The organism is Cnuibacter sp. UC19_7 (assembly GCF_042699995.1).
GTDB lineage: Bacteria > Actinomycetota > Actinomycetes > Actinomycetales > Microbacteriaceae > Cnuibacter.
This window is the reverse complement of the sequence record NZ_CP170560.1, coordinates 809,719-825,059: the sequence shown is the minus strand read 5'-3', so window position 1 is coordinate 825,059 and position 15,341 is coordinate 809,719. Positions and strand designations below refer to the sequence as shown.

Genomic DNA, 15,341 nt, shown 5'->3' with positions numbered 1-15,341 from the left:
ACAGCCGCCGAACAGCGAGAAGGCGCCCTTCCCTAGGACCGGGAGGGGCGCCTTCTCGCTGTTCGGCGGGGTGGGACGCCGTCAGGCGTGCAGGGCCGCGTTCAGCGTGATGCCCGTGCCCGTGCGCGAGACGGCCTCCACCGCGCCCGTGAGGGAGTTGCGGCGGAACAGGAGGTTCGGCACCCCGGACAGCTCGACCGCCTTCACCGTGCGCTCGTCACCGCCGTCCTTCAGGACGACCTTCGTTCCGGCGGTGACGTAGAGCCCGGCCTCGACCACGGCGTCGTCGCCGATCGAGATGCCGACGCCCGCGTTGGCGCCCAGGAGTGCCCGGCGGCCGATGGCGACACGCTGCGTGCCACCGCCCGAGAGGGTTCCCATGATGGAGGCTCCGCCGCCGATGTCGGACCCGTCGCCGACGACGACGCCCTGCGAGATCCGCCCCTCGACCATCGACTGGCCGAGGGTGCCGGCGTTGAAGTTCACGAAGCCCTCGTGCATGACGACGGTCCCGGGCGCGAGGTGCGCGCCGAGGCGCACGCGCGATCCGTCGGCGATCCGCACACGGTCGGGCGTGACGTAGTCGAGCAGGCGCGGGAACTTGTCGACCGCGTAGGCCTGGATCCCGTGACGCTGCAGCGAGCGGCGCAGTCGGTCGATGTCGGCCGGATGCACGGGGCCGGCGTTCGTCCACACCACGTTGGGCAGGTGGGCGAAGATCCCGTCCAGGCTGAGGCCATTGGGAGCGACCAGGAGGTGCGACAGGGCGTGCAGCCGCAGGTAGGCGTCGGGGGTCGACGCGGGGGCCGCGGCGAGCTCGATCGACACGGTGACGGCCTCGACCGTGACCGCGCGGCGCTCGTCGGGCACGGCTTGCGCGGCGAGCTCGGCCGGCACCTGCGCGCCCTCGGGGGCGACACCGGCGCTCGGCGCCGGGAACCAGGTGTCGAGCACGGTGCCGTCGGAGGCGACGGTGGCGAGGCCGTGTCCCCAGACATGGGTGGGAGCGGGCGCGGTCGAGCTGAGCGTCTCTGAGGGCATGGATCCCATGCTAGAGGGAGGCCCGCCTAGACTTGACGGGTGCCAGACTTCGACCCCGCGCATCCGGTCCTCGACCTCTCGCTCTCGTCCACGGTGCTCACTCAGCAGCTGTGCGACATCCCGTCGGTCTCCGACGACGAGGGCGTCATCGCCGACGCGATCGTCGCGGCGCTGGCGGACGCCCGGCACCTCGAGATCGTGCGCGACGGCGACACCATCGTGGCGCGCACGAACCTCGGGCGCGCCCAGCGGGTCGTCATCGCGGGCCACATCGACACCGTCCCCATCAACGGGAACGTGCCGACGAGGTACGAGACGATCGACGGCGCCGAGTACCTCTGGGGCCGTGGCACCGTCGACATGAAGGCGGGGGTCGCCGTGCAGCTGAAGCTCGCCGCCGAGCTCACCGAGCCCAATGTCGACATCACGTGGATGTGGTACGACCACGAGGAGGTGTCGAACGAGCTCAACGGGCTGACCAGGCTGGCCCGGAACCGTCCCGACCTCTTCGCCGGCGACTTCGCGATCCTCGGCGAACCGTCGAACTCCAGCGTGGAGGGCGGCTGCAACGGCAACCTCCGTGCCGAGATCCGCGCCTACGGCCTGCGGGCGCACTCGGCCCGCAGCTGGGTGGGCGACAACGCCATCCACAAGGCCGCCGTCGTGCTCGACACGCTCGCCGCCTACGAGCCGCGCCAGGTCGAGGTCGACGGGCTGGTCTACCGCGAGGGCCTCAACGCCGTGGGCATCACCGGCGGGGTCGCGGGCAACGTCATCCCCGACGAGGTGATGGTGCACGTCAACTACCGCTTCGCGCCGAGCCGCTCCGGCGCCGAGGCCGAGGCGCACATCCGCGACCTGTTCCCCGGCTACGACGTCCGCATCGTCGACCTCGCCGAGGGCGCCCGGCCGGGGCTCGACGCGCCCCTCGCCCAGCGCTTCCTCGAGGCGGTCGGCGGTGAGGCCAAGCCGAAGTACGGCTGGACCGACGTGGCCCGCTTCTCGGCAATGGGGGTTCCCGCGGTCAACTTCGGCCCGGGCGACCCGCTGAAGGCGCACGCCGACGACGAGCGCGTGCTCGTCTCGCAGATCGAGTCGTGCGAGCGGGCTCTGCGCTCCTGGCTGACCGCCTGAGCCCGGCACGGTGGCCTCGCGACTCGCGGTGCGCATCCGCGCGACCCCCTGGTGGGCGCGGGTGCTGGTGGTCTGGCTTCTCACGAGGCTGCTGACCACCGCGATCATCCTGGTGATCGCGAGCACCCAGGAGCAGAACCCCTGGACCGGCCCGCATCCGCCCTACCTGGCCTACTCGGCGATCTGGGACGGCAACTGGTACAAGATCGTCTCCTTCTACGGCTACCCGTCGACGCTCCCGGTCACCTCCACCGGACAGGTCGGCGAGAACGCGTGGGCGTTCATGCCCGGATACCCGTTCCTGGTGTCGCTGCTGCGCGTGGCGACCGGTGGGCAGTGGGAGGTGCTGGCGCTCGGCGTCTCGGTGGTCTGCGGCCTGGCCGCCGCCCTCGTGTTCTACCGTCTGATGCGTCGCGTGCTGGGCGCCGACGGGCAGGCGCTGTTCGCGGTGCTGCTGTTCTGCGTCGCGCCCGTGTCGCCGCTGCTCCAGCTGTCGTACGCCGAGTCGATGTACCTGCTGCTGCTCGTCATCGCCCTCCACCTCGTCGTGTCGCGTCGGTACGGGTGGCTGTTCCTGGTGGTGCCGATCATGGCGTTCACACGCCCGAGCGGGCTCGCCTTCGCGCTCTTCCTGGTGCTCCACACGATCGTGCGGTTCGTCACCCGCGCCCGCGACCCCTACCCGGCGCGCCAACGAGTGCTCACCTCCGTGCTCGCGGTCTACAGCGGGCTCCTGGGGCTCGCCTGGCCGGCGATCGCCTGGTTCGCCACCGGCGACCTCACGGCGTACACCGACACCGAGCTCGCCTGGCGGGCGCCGTACATCGGATACGTCGAGCTGGTGCCCTTCACCGCGTGGTTCCAGGGCGGCAACTGGTGGGTGGGGGCGCCGCTCGGCGCCATCCTCGTGGTGGTGCTCATCGTGCTGTTCGTGGCGATCCTGTTCTCGCCGTGGGTGAAGCGACTCGGCATCGACCTCCGGCTGTGGGTGGCGAGCTACGGCCTCTACCTGTTGGCCGTGTTCTTCCCGCAGTCGAGCACCTTCCGCCTGCTGATGCCGATGTTCCCGCTGCTGGGTGCCGCGGCGGTGCCGCGTTCGATCGTCTTCCGCGTGCTGCTGGTGGTCGTGAGCGTGGCGCTGCAGATCGGCTGGCTGCTCATCTGCTGGGCGGTCTACGGCGCGGACTGGACACCACCGTGATGCCTGTGAGCGCCGCTGGCATGACGCCCGGCGGAGCGCCGAGTCGACCTGCCCGCTGACCATGCGGGATAATGGAAGAAGGACACGAAAGGGGAGCCGAATGGCGGCCATGAAGCCCAGGACCGGCGACGGACCGATGGAGGCAGTGAAGGAAGGACGCCTCATCATCGTGCGCGTGCCTCTGGAAGGCGGGGGACGTCTCGTCGTCTCCGTCAACGACGAGGAGGCGAAGGAGCTCCACGACGCACTCGCGGGAGTCGTCAGCCCCGCCTGACGGACAGCCTTCACCGGCCCCGGTCGCCTTCGGGCGCCGGGGCCGTCGTCGTCTCGACGTACGGGGAGGCGCTGCTACTGCGCCGGTAGGGCTACTGCGCCGGGGGGCGTTTGACGACCTGGAGCAGCCCGTCGCCGGCGGGGGACACCGCCGAGACCACCACGGCCGAGGCCGCCATCTCGCCGGCGAGCATTCGGAAGTCGCTCTCGATGTCGCCGCGCGACGCAGGATCGGCCACGCGGTCCTCCCACAGGGCGTGGGGGATGAGCACCACACCGCCCGAGCGCACGATCCGCAGGGCGTGCTCGACGTAGTCGATGATCGCGGCCGGGTCGGCATCGAGGAGGACCATGTCGTACGCGTCGTCGTTCAGGCGGGGCAGCACGTCGGCGGCCTTGCCCGTGATGAGGCGGATGCGGTTGGGTGCGGCGCCCGCTTCGAGGAGCGCGGCACGCGCGATCTGCTGGTGCTCCGCCTCGGTGTCGATCGAGGTGATCACCGCGTCGGGCGAGCCCTCGAGGAGGTACAGCGCCGAGACGCCCACTCCCGTCCCGACCTCGACGATCGAGCTCGCCCCCATCGCGGCCGCGATCACCGCGAGCTGGCTGCCGATCGCCGGCGAGACGGCGCGCACCCCCAGCTCGATCGAGTGGGCGCGCGCGGCGACCACTCCAGGGCGTTCGACGACGACGTCGTCGGCGTACTTCCAGCTCGACTCTTTGCGTGACACGGGACCTCCGTGCTCCAGCTTAGGCAACCGCATCCGCCTCGTCGGGGTGCCACGCGGCCGGGGGAGCGGCCAGTTCACGGCGATAGGATGCAGGCATGTTCGGCCTGACCTTCGAGAAGCTGCTGCTGATCGGGGTCATCGCCGTCTTCGTGATCGGCCCCCAGCGTCTCCCCGAGTACTCAGCGCGGCTCGCCGGCCTGGTGAAGCGGCTGCGCGGCATGGCCGATGGCGCCAAGGAGCGCATGCGCGAGGAGATGGGGCCGGAGTTCGACGAGGTCGACTGGAAGAAGCTCGATCCGCGTCAGTACGATCCGCGGCGCATCATCCGCGACGCCCTGCTCGACGAGACCGACTCGGCCGCCCCGGCCCTGAAGCCGGTGTCGCGGTCGGGACCATCGACCGTGGGCGCCGCCGGTGGTGCGGCGGCAGTGGCTGCCGCGGTCGATGAGAAGCCCCTCTCCGCGGGCGGTCCGGGCGACGTGCTCGCCACGCCGTTCGACTCCGAGGCCACCTGACGCCGCTGAGAGGCGGAGCAGTCCGGCCGAAGGGGCTAGGCGGGCGAGAAGGGCAGCGAGCGGCCGGAGAGGCCGCGTCCGCGGGCGGCGAGGCGGTCGGCGACCGACGCGATCGCCCGCGCGGCCGGGTCGGCGGGATCGCCGACCACGACGGGGACGCCGGCATCCCCACCGGTGCGCAGGGCGAGGCTGAGAGGCACCGAGGCGAGGAGCGGCACCTCGTGCCCGGTGGCGCGGGAGAGCCTCTCGGCGACGAGCGCGCCGCCGCCCGATCCGAAGACCTCGAGCATCGACCCGTCGGGCTGCGGCAGCCCGGCCATGTTCTCGATGACGCCGAACACCGATTGTCCGGTCTGGGCGGCGACCAGACCCGAGCGCTCCGCCACCTCGGCGGCGGCCGCCTGGGGTGTGGTCAGCACGAGCACGTCGGCGTTCGGCAGCAGCTGCCCGACCGAGATCGCGATGTCGCCCGTGCCCGGGGGGAGGTCGAGCAGCAGCACGTCGAGGTCGCCGAACCAGACGTCGGTGAGGAACTGCTGGATCGTGCGGTGCAGCATGGGCCCGCGCCACGCCACGGCCTTCCCGGAGGCGTGGTCGGGGTCGAGGAACATGCCGATCGAGATCGTCTTCACGCCGTGCGCCACGGGCGGCAGGATCATGTCGTCGAGGCGGGTCGGACGCACGGCCGCGCCCGTCTCGTCGACCAGCCCGAGGATGCCGGGGATCGAGAAGCCGTGCACATCCGCATCGACCAGGCCCACCCGCAGGCCGCGCGCGGCGAGGGCGACGGCGAGGTTGGCCGTGAGGGTCGACTTGCCGACCCCGCCCTTGCCGCTCGTCACCGCGTACACCTGCGTGAGGGTGCCCGGGCCGAACGGCATGGCGCGCGAACCCGGGCCCTTGAGACGCTCGGTGAGCGCGGCCCGCTGGTCGGGGGTCATCACCGACACGTCGACGTCGACGGCCGCGACGCCGGGCACGGTGGCCGCTGCGGCGCGGACCTCGCTCTCGATCGTGCGCGCGGCGGGGCAGCCCACGATCGTGAGCCGCAGGCCGACCCGCGCCGTCCCCGTCTCGTCGATTCGGGCATCCGCGATCATGTCGAGGTCGGTGATCGGGCGCCGGATCTCCGGATCGATGACGCGGGACAGCGCGGCGAGGAGCCGCTCGTCGGTCACTCCCGGTCCCTCGCCGGCTCCGGCTGCTCGGCGCGGTCCTTCTCGAGCTCCTCGAGGAGGGAGCGCAGCTCGGCGCGGATGAACTCCTTGCTCGCGACGTCCTGCAGCGCGAGGCGCAGCGCGACGACCTCGCGGGCGAGGTACTCCGTATCGGCGAGGTTCCGCTCCGCCCGCTGCCTGTCCTGCTCGAACTGCACGCGGTCGCGGTCGTCCTGACGGTTCTGGGCCAGCAGGATGAGGGGAGCCGCGTACGAGGCCTGGAGCGACAGGATGAGGGTCAGCGCCGTGAACCCGATGGCGGCGGAGTCGAACCGCCAGGCCTCCGGCGCGAACGAGTTGAACAGCATCCAGACGACACAGAAGAGCGTCAGGCCGATGAGGAACCAGGGGGTGCCCATGGCGCGGGCGATCGCCTCGGTGAAGCGGCCGAAGCGGTCGCGATTCGCGGGTCGGCGGGGGAGGACGCCCTGCCGGCGCCCCTTCGGTGCGTCGAGTGAGATGTCTCGTGCGTCACGTGCCATCGGTCGTCCTCCTTCCACGGGGTGGGCGGTCAGCGCGGGCCTGCGCAGGGGCCGGGCTCAGGGCCGCCTGCAGTCGCGGTTTCGGTCGCGTGGACGACCCGCGGGGGTCGTCGTCGCTGTCGGTACTTCGCCAGTCGTCGGGCAGCAGGTAGTCGAGGACGTCGTCGATGGTCACCACCCCGACGAGTCGATGGGCGTCGTCGACCACGGGGACCGACACCAGGTTGTAGCTGGCGAGGATGCGCGCGACCTCGGCCGCGCTCGTGGTCGCCGTCACGGGATCGAGACCCTGGTCGAGGAGGGTGCCGAGGCGCTCGTGCGGCGGGTAGCGCAGCATCCGCTGGAAGTGCACCATACCGAGGAAGCGTCCGGTGGGCGGCTCGTACGGCGGCAGGGTGACGCAGATCGCCGCCCCGAGGGCGGGGGCGAGCTCGTGGCGGCGGATGAGCGCCAGGCCCTCCGCGACCGTCGCGTCGGCCGACACGATGATCGGCTCGGTGGTCATGAGACCACCGGCGGTGTCGGGCTCGTAGCGCAGCAGCATGCGCACGTCGTCGGCCTCTTCCGGCTGCATGAGGCCGAGCAGGTGCTGCCCGCGCTCGTCGGGCAGCTGGGCGATGAGGTCGGCGGCGTCGTCGGGCTGCATCTGATCGAGCACGTCGGCGGCGCGGTCGTCGTCGAGCCCGGCGAGGATCCCCACCTGCTCGCTCTCGGGCATCTCCTCGAGCACGTCGGCGAGGCGGTCGTCGGGCAGCTCCTCGGCCACCTCGAGCATGCGCTGCTGCGGCAGGTCGAGCAGGGTCGACGCCAGGTCGGCCGGCTTCATGTCGCTGTAGGTCGCGATCAGCTGCTCGGCGGACTGCGCCTCGCCCTGGCCGGTCTTCTCGCGCACCTCGTCCCAGTCGACGATCACGGTCGCGCCCTTGCCGAACGGCGACGGCCCGCTGCGCGGACGCCGCAGGAAAAGCTGTGCGATCTCCCACTCGCCCGGGCCGACCTCGACCATCGAGACGTCCTCGACCGTGCCCTCGCCGGAGCCGTCGCCGAAGACCATCGTGCGGCCGAACAGCTCGGCGATCACCCGGACCTCGCCGCCGCGCTGCTCGAAGCGACGCACGTTGATGAGGCCCGTGGTGATGATCTGGCCGCTCGAGATGCTCGTGACCCGCCCGATCGAGACGAAGACGCGACGCCGGCCGGGGATCTCGACGATCAGACCGACGACGCGCGGCGAATGGTCGTGGCGATAGACGACGAGGACGTCGCGCACCTTCCCCAGTCGGTCGCCGGCGGGGTCGAAGACGGAGCGCCCCGCCAGCCGGGCGACGAAGACTCTGGTGGCACTCACATCGAACAACTGTAGACCCGTCTCACCGGGTGTTCCCCCGTCGTGCACAGCCGTGCATCCGGGGCTCCGTGGGAGGATGGAGCACATGACGAACTCGACTCCGAACGGACGCCGCGGCCCACTCCGGACGCCGGTCGTCCCGCGCGGAGAGGTCGTCGGCACCTACGAGACCTATCCGGAGGCGCAGGAGGCGGTCGACAGACTCGCCCACCACGAGTTCCCGGTGCGCGAGGTGTCGATCGTGGGCAGCGACCTGAAGACGGTCGAGCAGGTGACCGGGACGATGAGCTACGGCCGCGCAGCGCTCACGGGCGCGGTGTCGGGTCTCTGGCTCGGCGTGTTCTTCGGGCTGCTGTTCCTCATCTTCTCGCCGCAGATCTCGCTCGCGTTCCTGCTGGCCGCGGTGCTGATCGGCGCCGCGTTCGGCATGCTGTTCAGCCTCGCCGCGTACGCGCTCAATCGCCGACGCCGCGACTTCACCTCGGTGATGCAGGTCGTCGCGTCGTCGTACTCGGTCATCGTCGAGCCCCAGCACGCGAACCGGGCCCGCAACCTGCTCGAAGGCGGGCCGGCCGGCGGCCCCGGCGGCGCGCCGGAGGCCCCGCATCCGTCGGAGCCCCCGCGCGCCTGAGCCGCATCATCGCCTCGCCTGACGCGGTACGTCAGGTGACGCGGTACGTCAGGTGACGCGGTACGACACCTGACGCACCGCGTCGCCGCTCTCAGCGGGCGAGACGGGCGATCCACGCCTCGACGTCGTCCGCCGACCTCGGGATGTCGATCGAGAGGTTCTCGGCGCCCGAGGCCGTGACGAGGATGTCGTCCTCGATGCGCACGCCGATGCCTCGGTACTCCTCGGGCACGGTGAGGTCGTCGGGCTGGAAGTAGAGACCCGGCTCGATCGTGAACACCATGCCCGGCTCGAGCACGCCGTCGAGGTACATCTCGCGTCGCGCCTTCGCGCAGTCGTGCACGTCGATGCCGAGGTGGTGGCTGGTGCCGTGCACCATGTAGCGGCGGTGCTGCTGGTTGTCGGCCTCGAGCGCCTCCTCGGCGCTCACCGGCAGCAGCCCCCACTCGGCCGTCTTCCGCGCGATGACCGCCATCGCGGTCTGGTGGATCTCGCGGAAGCGGATGCCCGGGCGCACGATCGCGAACGCGGCATCCGCGGCCTCGCGCACCGCCTCGTACACGCGACGCTGCACGTCGGTGAATCGGCCGCTGACCGGCAGGGTGCGGGTGATGTCGGCGGTGTAGAGGCTGTCGAGCTCGACACCCGCGTCGACCAGGATGAGGTCGCCCGGAACGACGGGCCCGTCGTTGCGGGTCCAGTGCAGGATGCAGGCGTGCGGCCCCGACGCGGCGATCGTGTCGTAGCCGACGGTGTTGCCGTCAAGGCGGGCGCGCGCGTTGAAGACGCCCTCGACCGCGCGCTCGCCCCGCTCGTGGGCGGCGATACGCGGGAGGTCGGCGATGATGTCGTCGAAGCCCCGGGCCGTGGCCGCGACGGCGAGGCGCATCTGCTCGATCTCGTAGGCGTCCTTCACCAGACGCTGCTCCGAGAGCACACGCGCCAGGTCGGCGTCGGCGTCGTCACCAGCGCCCTGGGGGAGGTGCTCGCCGGTCTCGCGCAGGACCAGCGTGCTGTCGTCGAACGGCACGTCCTCGATCTCCGCGATCCCCGCGGTGACCAGGCCGAGGTCGGCCGCGACCTGCGCGAGCGACGGCCGCGGGCCGATCCAGAACTCGCCGATCTCGGGGTTGGCGTAGAACTCCTCGGAGTCACGGCCGGCCCGCTCGCGGAAGTAGAGGGTGACGTCGTGCCCGGCCTCGGTCGGCTCGAAGACGAGCACGGAGTCGGGCTCGCTGTCTGAGGCCCACCCGGTGAGGTAGGAGAAGGCCGAGTGGGCACGGAACGGGTAGTCGGTGTCGTTCGAGCGCTGCTTGCGGGAACCCGCGGCGATGACGAGCCGCTTCCCGGGGAACGCCGCCGACAGCGCGAGGCGACGCTCGAGCGCCGACGGCGCCTGCTCGCGCGCGGGCGGCAGGATCTCATCGCGCTCGGCCCAGCCGCTCGCGATGTAGTTCTTGAACGCATCCGACCCGGGGGTGGTGGATCGGTTGGCGGTGGCGCGGGGCTCCGGGGTGGCCGGGGCTTCGGTCGTGGTGAGGGAACGCTCGCTGTCGGACATGCCCTCCATTGTCCTCCAATAGCATGGGGGGATGTCTCCCGTCCGGTCGTGGCCTGCGCCGATCGATCTGCACACCCACAGCCGGGTCAGCGACGGGACCGAGACGCCGGCCGAGCTGATGGCCGCGGCCGCTCACGCGGGGCTGGGCACGGTGGCGCTCACCGACCACGACACGACCGCGGGATGGGCCGAGGCGGCCGCCGCGGTGCCCGTGACGGGCGTCGCGCTCATCCCGGGCATGGAGCTCAGCACGCGTGTCGACTGGTCGAGCGTGCACATGCTCGCGTACCTCATCGACCCCGCGGCTCCCGGGCTGCTCGCCGAGACGCAGCGCATCCGCGAGGCCAGGCTGCATCGGGCCGAGGAGATGGTCGCGAGCATCGGCCGCGACTACGACATCGGGTGGGACGACGTCGTCGCCCAGACCGAGCCGGGCGCCACCGTGGGGAGGCCGCACATCGCCGACGCGCTCGTGGCCCGTGGGCTCGCGCGCACGCGCAGTGACGCCTTCGCCGGGATCCTGCACTGGCGCGCCGGGTACTACCAGCCGCATTATGCGCCCTCGCCGCTCCTCGGAGTGCAGCTGGTGCGCGCGGCCGGGGGAGTGCCCGTGCTCGCGCACCCGGCCACCAGGAGCCGCGCCGACGTCGCGCTGTCGTCGATGATCGGCGACCTCGTCGACGCCGGGCTCTTCGGCCTCGAGATCGATCACCGCGAGAACACGCCCGAGGGGCGGGAGCGTCTCCTCGCGCTGTCGAAGCGCTACGGCCTCGCCCTCACGGGTTCGAGCGACTACCACGGTGCGGGCAAGCCCAACCGCCTCGGCGAGAACACCACCGCCCCCGCCGTCCTCGACGCGCTCGTCGAGTCCGCCACAGGCTCCGCCCCGGTCCTGCCGTAGCCGCGCGCCCGCGGTCTGCAGGACGCGCGCGGTCGGGGCCAACTCCGGAGATTCGGGCGTGTCGGAGCTGACTCCGGACTTCCAGCGGCGTGTCGCGCCGGAATTCCGGAGTCAGCACCCGCGCGCTGCGTGCGTGTGGTGGCGGCGGATCGGCCGCGCGCGCCGCTCGGCTACTCGGCGGCGGGGGTGGGGCGGGGGCCGCGGCGACGACGGCGGCGGCGGGGGGCGCTGTTGCCGTCGCGGTGCTCGCCCGGGGCGTCGTGGTGCGCGGCGTCGTCGGATGCGCTCGACGCGTCACCCGCATCCGTGGCCTCGGTCACCGTGCCGGTCGCCGCGCCCGACGTCTCGCCCGCTCCACCGCCGGTGCGGCGACGGCGGCGACGGCGGGCGCTGGAGCTCGTGCCCTCGCCCTCCGACGCGGTCGCCTCGGACGACGCCGACGAGCCAGACGAGGAGGACCCAGACGAGGAGGACCCCGACGAGGAGGACCCCGACGAGGAACGTCGCGAGGACTCCGTCTTGACGGCGGGGGTCGGCTTCAGGCGACCGCGGGTGCCGGCCGGGATGTCGAGGTCGGTGAACAGGTGCGGCGAGGACGAGTAGGTCTCGGTCGGCTCGGGCTGACCGAACTCGAGGGCCCGGTTGATGAGGGCCCACTTGTGGAGGTCGTCCCAGTCGACGAACGTCACGGCGATGCCCGTCTTGCCCGCGCGGCCGGTGCGGCCGGCACGGTGCAGGTAGGTCTTCTCGTCGTCGGGGATGGTGTGGTTGATCACATGGGTGACGTCGTCGACGTCGATGCCGCGGGCGGCCACGTCGGTGGCGATCAGCACATCCTTCTTGCCGGCCTTGAACGCGGCCATGGCGCGCTCACGCTGCTCCTGGCTGAGGTCGCCGTGCACGGCGGCGGCATTGAAGCCGCGGTCGTTCAGCTCTTCGACGAGCTTCGCGGCCGCACGCTTGGTGCGGGTGAAGATGACGGTCTTGCCGCGGCCCTCGGCCTGCAGGATGCGCGCGATCACCTCGTCCTTGTCGAGCGAGTGGGCCCGGTAGATGAGGTGCTTGATGTTCGCCTGGGTGAGGCCCTCATCCGGGTCGTTGGCGCGGATGTGGATGGGCCGGTTCATGAAGCGGCGCGCGAGGGCGACGATCGGCCCGGGCATGGTCGCGGAGAACAGCATGGTGTGGCGCAGCGGCGGCGTCTGCGCGAAGAGCTTCTCGATGTCGGCGAGGAAGCCGAGGTCGAGCATCTTGTCGGCCTCGTCGAGCACCATCTCCTGCACGGCGCCCAGCGACAGCAGGCGCTGGCCGGCGAGGTCGAGGAGGCGACCGGGGGTGCCGACGACGATCTGCGCACCGGCCTTGATCTGCTCGATCTGGCCCTCGTACGCCTTGCCGCCGTAGATCGAGACGATCTTGGTGGGCCGGTTGGAGGCGGCGAGCTCCAGGTCCTCGGTGACCTGCACGCAGAGCTCGCGGGTGGGGACGACCACGAGGGCCTTCACACCCGGCTCGGGGTCGGGGCCGAGGCGCTGGATGAGCGGCAGACCGAATCCGAAGGTCTTGCCGGTGCCGGTCTTGGCCTGACCGATGATGTCCTGCCCGTCGAGCGCGAGGGGGATGGTCTGCTCCTGGATGGGGAACGGTTCGATGATGCCCTTCGAGGCGAGTGCCTCGACGATGTCGGGATCGATGTTGAGTTCGCTGAAAGTCACTGATGACCCTGTCGTGTCTGGTCTCGCCGCGAGAGAACGGTGCTGCGCAAGCGGTGCGCTGCGACGGCCGGCGATGGCGCCTGGCGGCGGCGAAGCGGCCCGTATCGTTCAAGGGCCGGTGGAGAGTCTACCGGACGGGGGTGCCGCCGGTCCGTTCCGGCTCGCAGGCCCTTATAGGATGGCGCGCGTGTTCGGATTCCTCCGCCGCCCGTCGGTGCGCATCGAGCTGCCCCGGCTGCGGCCCAGGGTCGACTCCTCCAGCTATCCCCGGGTGAACCTCGAGGACCTCACCCCCGAGGTGATCCCGTATCTCGGTCAGGTCGCCTATGTGCAGCTCGCCGTGTTCGAGGAGGTCTCCGACGCGATCGAGGGCGCGCCCGACGTGCCGTCGAAGCAGCGCCTCACCGCCCCCGCGGGTCGGGCGCTCGACAAGTACGAGCGTCTCGTGGCCGAGCTCCGTCGCCTCGTGGACGACCCGAACGAGGTGATCGCGCCGTTCACCGCGGGCATCGACCGGTACCGTGCGCTCGTCAAGGGGTCCGACTGGCACGAGCAGCTGCTCAGCGTGTACCTCACGGCGGGCATCCTCGACGACTTCTTCACGCTCCTCGCGTCCGGCCTGCCGGGCGACGTGTCGGGGCGCTGCATCACGATCCTCCGCGCCGACTCGGGCCGCGACACGATCGCCGAGGTACTGGGGGAGGCCATCTCGGTCGACCGGGTGCTCGGCTCGCGTCTCGCGCTCTGGGGTCGGCGCGTCGTGGGCGACACGCTCCTCGTGGCGCGCTCGGCGATCCACCTCACCGGCAACCCCGCCTCCGACGAGCAGCGCATCGAGCCGGTGTTCACCGAGATCGTGGCCGGTCACACCCGCCGCATGGACAAGCTCGGCCTCACCGCCTGACGCTCACCTCCTCGCCCGCCTGATCTGCTCCTTGAGGATCCGTCGGGATCCGCGCTAGCCTCGTGGCCGGTGGGTCGGACGAGCGAAGGCGAGTCCATGCCCCGTCCCCTCCGTCCCGTCGCCGCCGCGGTGACGTCGATCCTGGTCGCCGCCGTCGCGGTCGGCGCCCTCGTCGCCGCGGCTCCAGCTGTCGCATCCCCGGCCCTGGCGGCCTCTGCCGCCGCGGCCGCCCCCGCCGCCCTCTCGGCTCCGGCGATCCCGTCGGCACCCCGCGACACATCGGTGTCGATCGCCGGGTGCCCGGTGAACACCGCGAACGTCGGCTCGCGGTACTTCTCCCTGCTGCGCGCTCACGACCGCGCGGTCTTCTCGCTCATCGGCACGCTGCCGGCCGGCCTCACGCTCGACGCCGAGAGCGGCGCCATCCGGGGTGTGCCGACCGCCGAAGGATCGTCCGGCTTCACGCTGGTCGCGACCAGCCGGGACGAGCGCGCCGAGTACGGTCCGTGCTTCATCGACGTCGGCCCCTCGCTCGATCCGCCGACCCTCGCCACCGGCTGCCCCGTCGACGACGCGGTCGTGGATCAGCCGTATCGCTTCGCCATGGCGGCCAGCGGTCCGGAGGGGATGGTCTACAGCGCGACCGGGCTGCCGGCCGGGCTGGGCGTCGACCCGGTCTCCGGGCTCATCAGCGGGACCGCCACCGTCCCCGGGATGTCGACGGTGACGGTCTCGGTCACGGGCCTCGGCGGGACCTCGACGAAGACCGGATGCGCGTTCACGGTCCGACTGCCCGACCGGCCGGTCATCGTGTCGTGCCCCGCGCCGGACGCCGTCGTCGGCCTGCCGTACTCGGGTTCGATCCGGGTGAAGTCGGACGCGGCGGTCGACTACGGCGCGAGCTGGCTGCCTGCCGGGCTCGAGCTCGACCACGCGACCGGCGTCATCTCCGGCGTGCCGGCCGTCGCCGGGCGGTTCCCGATCATCGTCGACGCGGCGAACGCCTGGGGCGGCTACGCGCGGATGTCGTGCGAGATCAGCGTGCGGGCGCGCTGATCGGAGCGCGGCCCGAGAGGAGGTCGGCCAGCCGTCTGCGGTCGGCCTCCTCGCGCACACGGCCGAGCACGAGGTCGACCACGGCCACGATCAGCCCGGCCGCCACCAGCGTGACGGCCCAGATCCATCCGCCGTCCCACGGCCAGCCGAGCCAGGTGAGAGCCACCCAGAGCACGGCCGACGCCAGGGCGCCCACCGCGGGCACGAGGATGACGCCGTGCGTACCCCGCCCGGGAAGGGCGTAGCGGGCGATGATGCCGAGGATCACGCCTCCGAGCGTGACGAACAGCAGCTCCATCGGCTCAGGCGACGAAGCCGACGCGACGAGCCTCTTCGCTGCCGATCTCGACGTAGGTGAGGGCGGCGGTGGGCACGACGAAGAGACGGCCCTTCTCATCGCTGAGGCTGACGTGGGTGGCCTTGGAGGCGAGGGCCTCGGAGACGGTGCGCTCGATGTCGGCCGCAGACTGGGCGGACTCGAAGGTCAGTTCACGGGGCGAGTTGGCGATGCCGATACGAATGTCCACGGGGGAGTGCCTTTCACGTCGCGAGGCGCCTGCGCGCCTGTCGAGGCAAGCGTACGGCACCGCTCCCGCCCGCCGCCGTGGGGTGGCTGAGCTGAGAGCGAACA

The 15,341-nt window shown here is 71.7% G+C and carries 17 protein-coding genes; 8 read left to right on the top strand and 9 right to left on the bottom strand.

The features are described 5' to 3' along the window. Positions 1–81 precede the first annotated feature (81 nt). Positions 82–1,041 carry a 2,3,4,5-tetrahydropyridine-2,6-dicarboxylate N-succinyltransferase gene (gene dapD, locus ACFJGV_RS03900; protein WP_378146981.1) on the bottom strand — a complete coding sequence of 320 codons (960 nt, stop codon included), beginning with the start codon at positions 1,039–1,041 and terminating at the stop codon, positions 82–84. A gap of 39 nt (positions 1,042–1,080) precedes the next feature. On the opposite strand from dapD, the gene dapE reads away from it, so the two are divergent. The 3 genes from dapE to ACFJGV_RS03885 all read left to right on the top strand — a co-directional run bounded on the left by dapE (position 1,081) and on the right by ACFJGV_RS03885 (position 3,650). Beyond that, positions 1,081–2,175, top strand: a complete 1,095-nt coding sequence (dapE, locus tag ACFJGV_RS03895; RefSeq protein ID WP_378146979.1) for a succinyl-diaminopimelate desuccinylase — start codon at positions 1,081–1,083, stop codon at positions 2,173–2,175. Positions 2,176–2,185: 10 nt separating this feature from the next. Beyond that, complete coding sequence (locus ACFJGV_RS03890; RefSeq protein WP_378146978.1) at positions 2,186–3,376, top strand: mannosyltransferase family protein; 1,191 nt, start codon at positions 2,186–2,188, stop codon at positions 3,374–3,376. A 100-nt stretch (positions 3,377–3,476) separates the two neighbouring features. Further along, positions 3,477–3,650, top strand: coding sequence for a DUF3117 domain-containing protein (locus ACFJGV_RS03885; protein ID WP_085019840.1), 174 nt, complete (start codon positions 3,477–3,479; stop codon positions 3,648–3,650). Between the two features lie 91 nt (positions 3,651–3,741). Here the strand turns inward: ACFJGV_RS03885 and ACFJGV_RS03880 are convergent, their stop codons facing one another. Beyond that, positions 3,742–4,380: an O-methyltransferase gene (locus ACFJGV_RS03880; protein WP_378146976.1), complete on the bottom strand. Its 639-nt coding sequence runs from the start codon at positions 4,378–4,380 to the stop codon at positions 3,742–3,744. A 95-nt stretch (positions 4,381–4,475) separates the two neighbouring features. Between ACFJGV_RS03880 and ACFJGV_RS03875 the strand changes: the two genes are divergently transcribed. After that, a complete protein-coding gene (locus ACFJGV_RS03875; RefSeq protein WP_378146975.1) occupies positions 4,476–4,895 on the top strand; it encodes a Sec-independent protein translocase TatB in 420 nt (139 codons plus the stop codon). A 35-nt stretch (positions 4,896–4,930) separates the two neighbouring features. Here the strand turns inward: ACFJGV_RS03875 and ACFJGV_RS03870 are convergent, their stop codons facing one another. From ACFJGV_RS03870 to ACFJGV_RS03860, 3 genes are read right to left on the bottom strand one after another with little or no spacing between them, the layout of a single operon-like run. Next, entirely contained in the window at positions 4,931–6,073 is a 1,143-nt protein-coding gene (locus ACFJGV_RS03870; RefSeq protein ID WP_378146974.1) for an Mrp/NBP35 family ATP-binding protein, read from the bottom strand. Beyond that, positions 6,070–6,594 carry a DUF1003 domain-containing protein gene (locus tag ACFJGV_RS03865; protein WP_378146972.1) on the bottom strand — a complete coding sequence of 175 codons (525 nt, stop codon included), beginning with the start codon at positions 6,592–6,594 and terminating at the stop codon, positions 6,070–6,072. Before ACFJGV_RS03865 ends, ACFJGV_RS03870 begins: the two co-directional genes overlap by 4 nt. Beyond that, positions 6,584–7,942, bottom strand: a complete 1,359-nt coding sequence (locus tag ACFJGV_RS03860; protein WP_378146970.1) for a magnesium transporter MgtE N-terminal domain-containing protein — start codon at positions 7,940–7,942, stop codon at positions 6,584–6,586. Before ACFJGV_RS03860 ends, ACFJGV_RS03865 begins: the two co-directional genes overlap by 11 nt. 85 nt (positions 7,943–8,027) lie before the next feature. Here ACFJGV_RS03860 and ACFJGV_RS03855 point away from each other — a divergent pair, with 85 nt between their 5' ends. Next, a complete protein-coding gene (locus ACFJGV_RS03855; protein ID WP_378146968.1) occupies positions 8,028–8,573 on the top strand; it encodes a general stress protein in 546 nt (181 codons plus the stop codon). A 91-nt stretch (positions 8,574–8,664) separates the two neighbouring features. Here ACFJGV_RS03855 and ACFJGV_RS03850 read toward each other — a convergent pair whose 3' ends face one another. Then, positions 8,665–10,134: an aminopeptidase P family protein gene (locus ACFJGV_RS03850; protein WP_378146967.1), complete on the bottom strand. Its 1,470-nt coding sequence runs from the start codon at positions 10,132–10,134 to the stop codon at positions 8,665–8,667. Positions 10,135–10,165: 31 nt separating this feature from the next. Between ACFJGV_RS03850 and ACFJGV_RS03845 the strand changes: the two genes are divergently transcribed. After that, positions 10,166–11,035: a PHP domain-containing protein gene (locus ACFJGV_RS03845; RefSeq protein ID WP_378146965.1), complete on the top strand. Its 870-nt coding sequence runs from the start codon at positions 10,166–10,168 to the stop codon at positions 11,033–11,035. A 170-nt stretch (positions 11,036–11,205) separates the two neighbouring features. Here the strand turns inward: ACFJGV_RS03845 and ACFJGV_RS03840 are convergent, their stop codons facing one another. Further along, entirely contained in the window at positions 11,206–12,750 is a 1,545-nt protein-coding gene (locus ACFJGV_RS03840; protein WP_378146963.1) for a DEAD/DEAH box helicase, read from the bottom strand. A 187-nt stretch (positions 12,751–12,937) separates the two neighbouring features. On the opposite strand from ACFJGV_RS03840, the gene ACFJGV_RS03835 reads away from it, so the two are divergent. Both ACFJGV_RS03835 and ACFJGV_RS03830 read left to right on the top strand, forming a co-directional pair. Continuing rightward, positions 12,938–13,654: a ferritin-like fold-containing protein gene (locus ACFJGV_RS03835; RefSeq protein ID WP_378146962.1), complete on the top strand. Its 717-nt coding sequence runs from the start codon at positions 12,938–12,940 to the stop codon at positions 13,652–13,654. Between the two features lie 96 nt (positions 13,655–13,750). Continuing rightward, positions 13,751–14,710 (top strand): Ig domain-containing protein, encoded by a 960-nt coding sequence (locus tag ACFJGV_RS03830; RefSeq protein WP_378146961.1) that lies wholly within the window; start codon positions 13,751–13,753, stop codon positions 14,708–14,710. On the opposite strand, the gene ACFJGV_RS03825 is transcribed toward ACFJGV_RS03830, so the two are convergent. After that, positions 14,691–15,008, bottom strand: coding sequence for a hypothetical protein (locus ACFJGV_RS03825; protein ID WP_378146959.1), 318 nt, complete (start codon positions 15,006–15,008; stop codon positions 14,691–14,693). The two genes, ACFJGV_RS03830 and ACFJGV_RS03825, sit on opposite strands and share 20 nt — an antisense overlap. 4 nt (positions 15,009–15,012) lie before the next feature. Further along, on the bottom strand, positions 15,013–15,237 hold the full coding sequence (locus tag ACFJGV_RS03820) for a DUF3107 domain-containing protein (protein WP_378146958.1): 225 nt from the start codon (positions 15,235–15,237) through the stop codon (positions 15,013–15,015). Between the last annotated feature and the right edge of the window lie 104 nt (positions 15,238–15,341).

Coding starts and splice junctions, on each gene's coding strand:
- ACFJGV_RS03865 (WP_378146972.1), bottom strand. CDS start 6,594: ATGGCACGTGACGCACGAGACATCTCACTCGACGCACCGAAGGGGCGC.
- ACFJGV_RS03830 (WP_378146961.1), top strand. CDS start 13,751: ATGCCCCGTCCCCTCCGTCCCGTCGCCGCCGCGGTGACGTCGATCCTG.
- ACFJGV_RS03875 (WP_378146975.1), top strand. CDS start 4,476: ATGTTCGGCCTGACCTTCGAGAAGCTGCTGCTGATCGGGGTCATCGCC.
- ACFJGV_RS03850 (WP_378146967.1), bottom strand. CDS start 10,134: ATGTCCGACAGCGAGCGTTCCCTCACCACGACCGAAGCCCCGGCCACC.
- dapD (WP_378146981.1), bottom strand. CDS start 1,041: ATGCCCTCAGAGACGCTCAGCTCGACCGCGCCCGCTCCCACCCATGTC.
- ACFJGV_RS03885 (WP_085019840.1), top strand. CDS start 3,477: ATGGCGGCCATGAAGCCCAGGACCGGCGACGGACCGATGGAGGCAGTG.
- ACFJGV_RS03855 (WP_378146968.1), top strand. CDS start 8,028: ATGACGAACTCGACTCCGAACGGACGCCGCGGCCCACTCCGGACGCCG.
- ACFJGV_RS03845 (WP_378146965.1), top strand. CDS start 10,166: ATGTCTCCCGTCCGGTCGTGGCCTGCGCCGATCGATCTGCACACCCAC.
- ACFJGV_RS03825 (WP_378146959.1), bottom strand. CDS start 15,008: ATGGAGCTGCTGTTCGTCACGCTCGGAGGCGTGATCCTCGGCATCATC.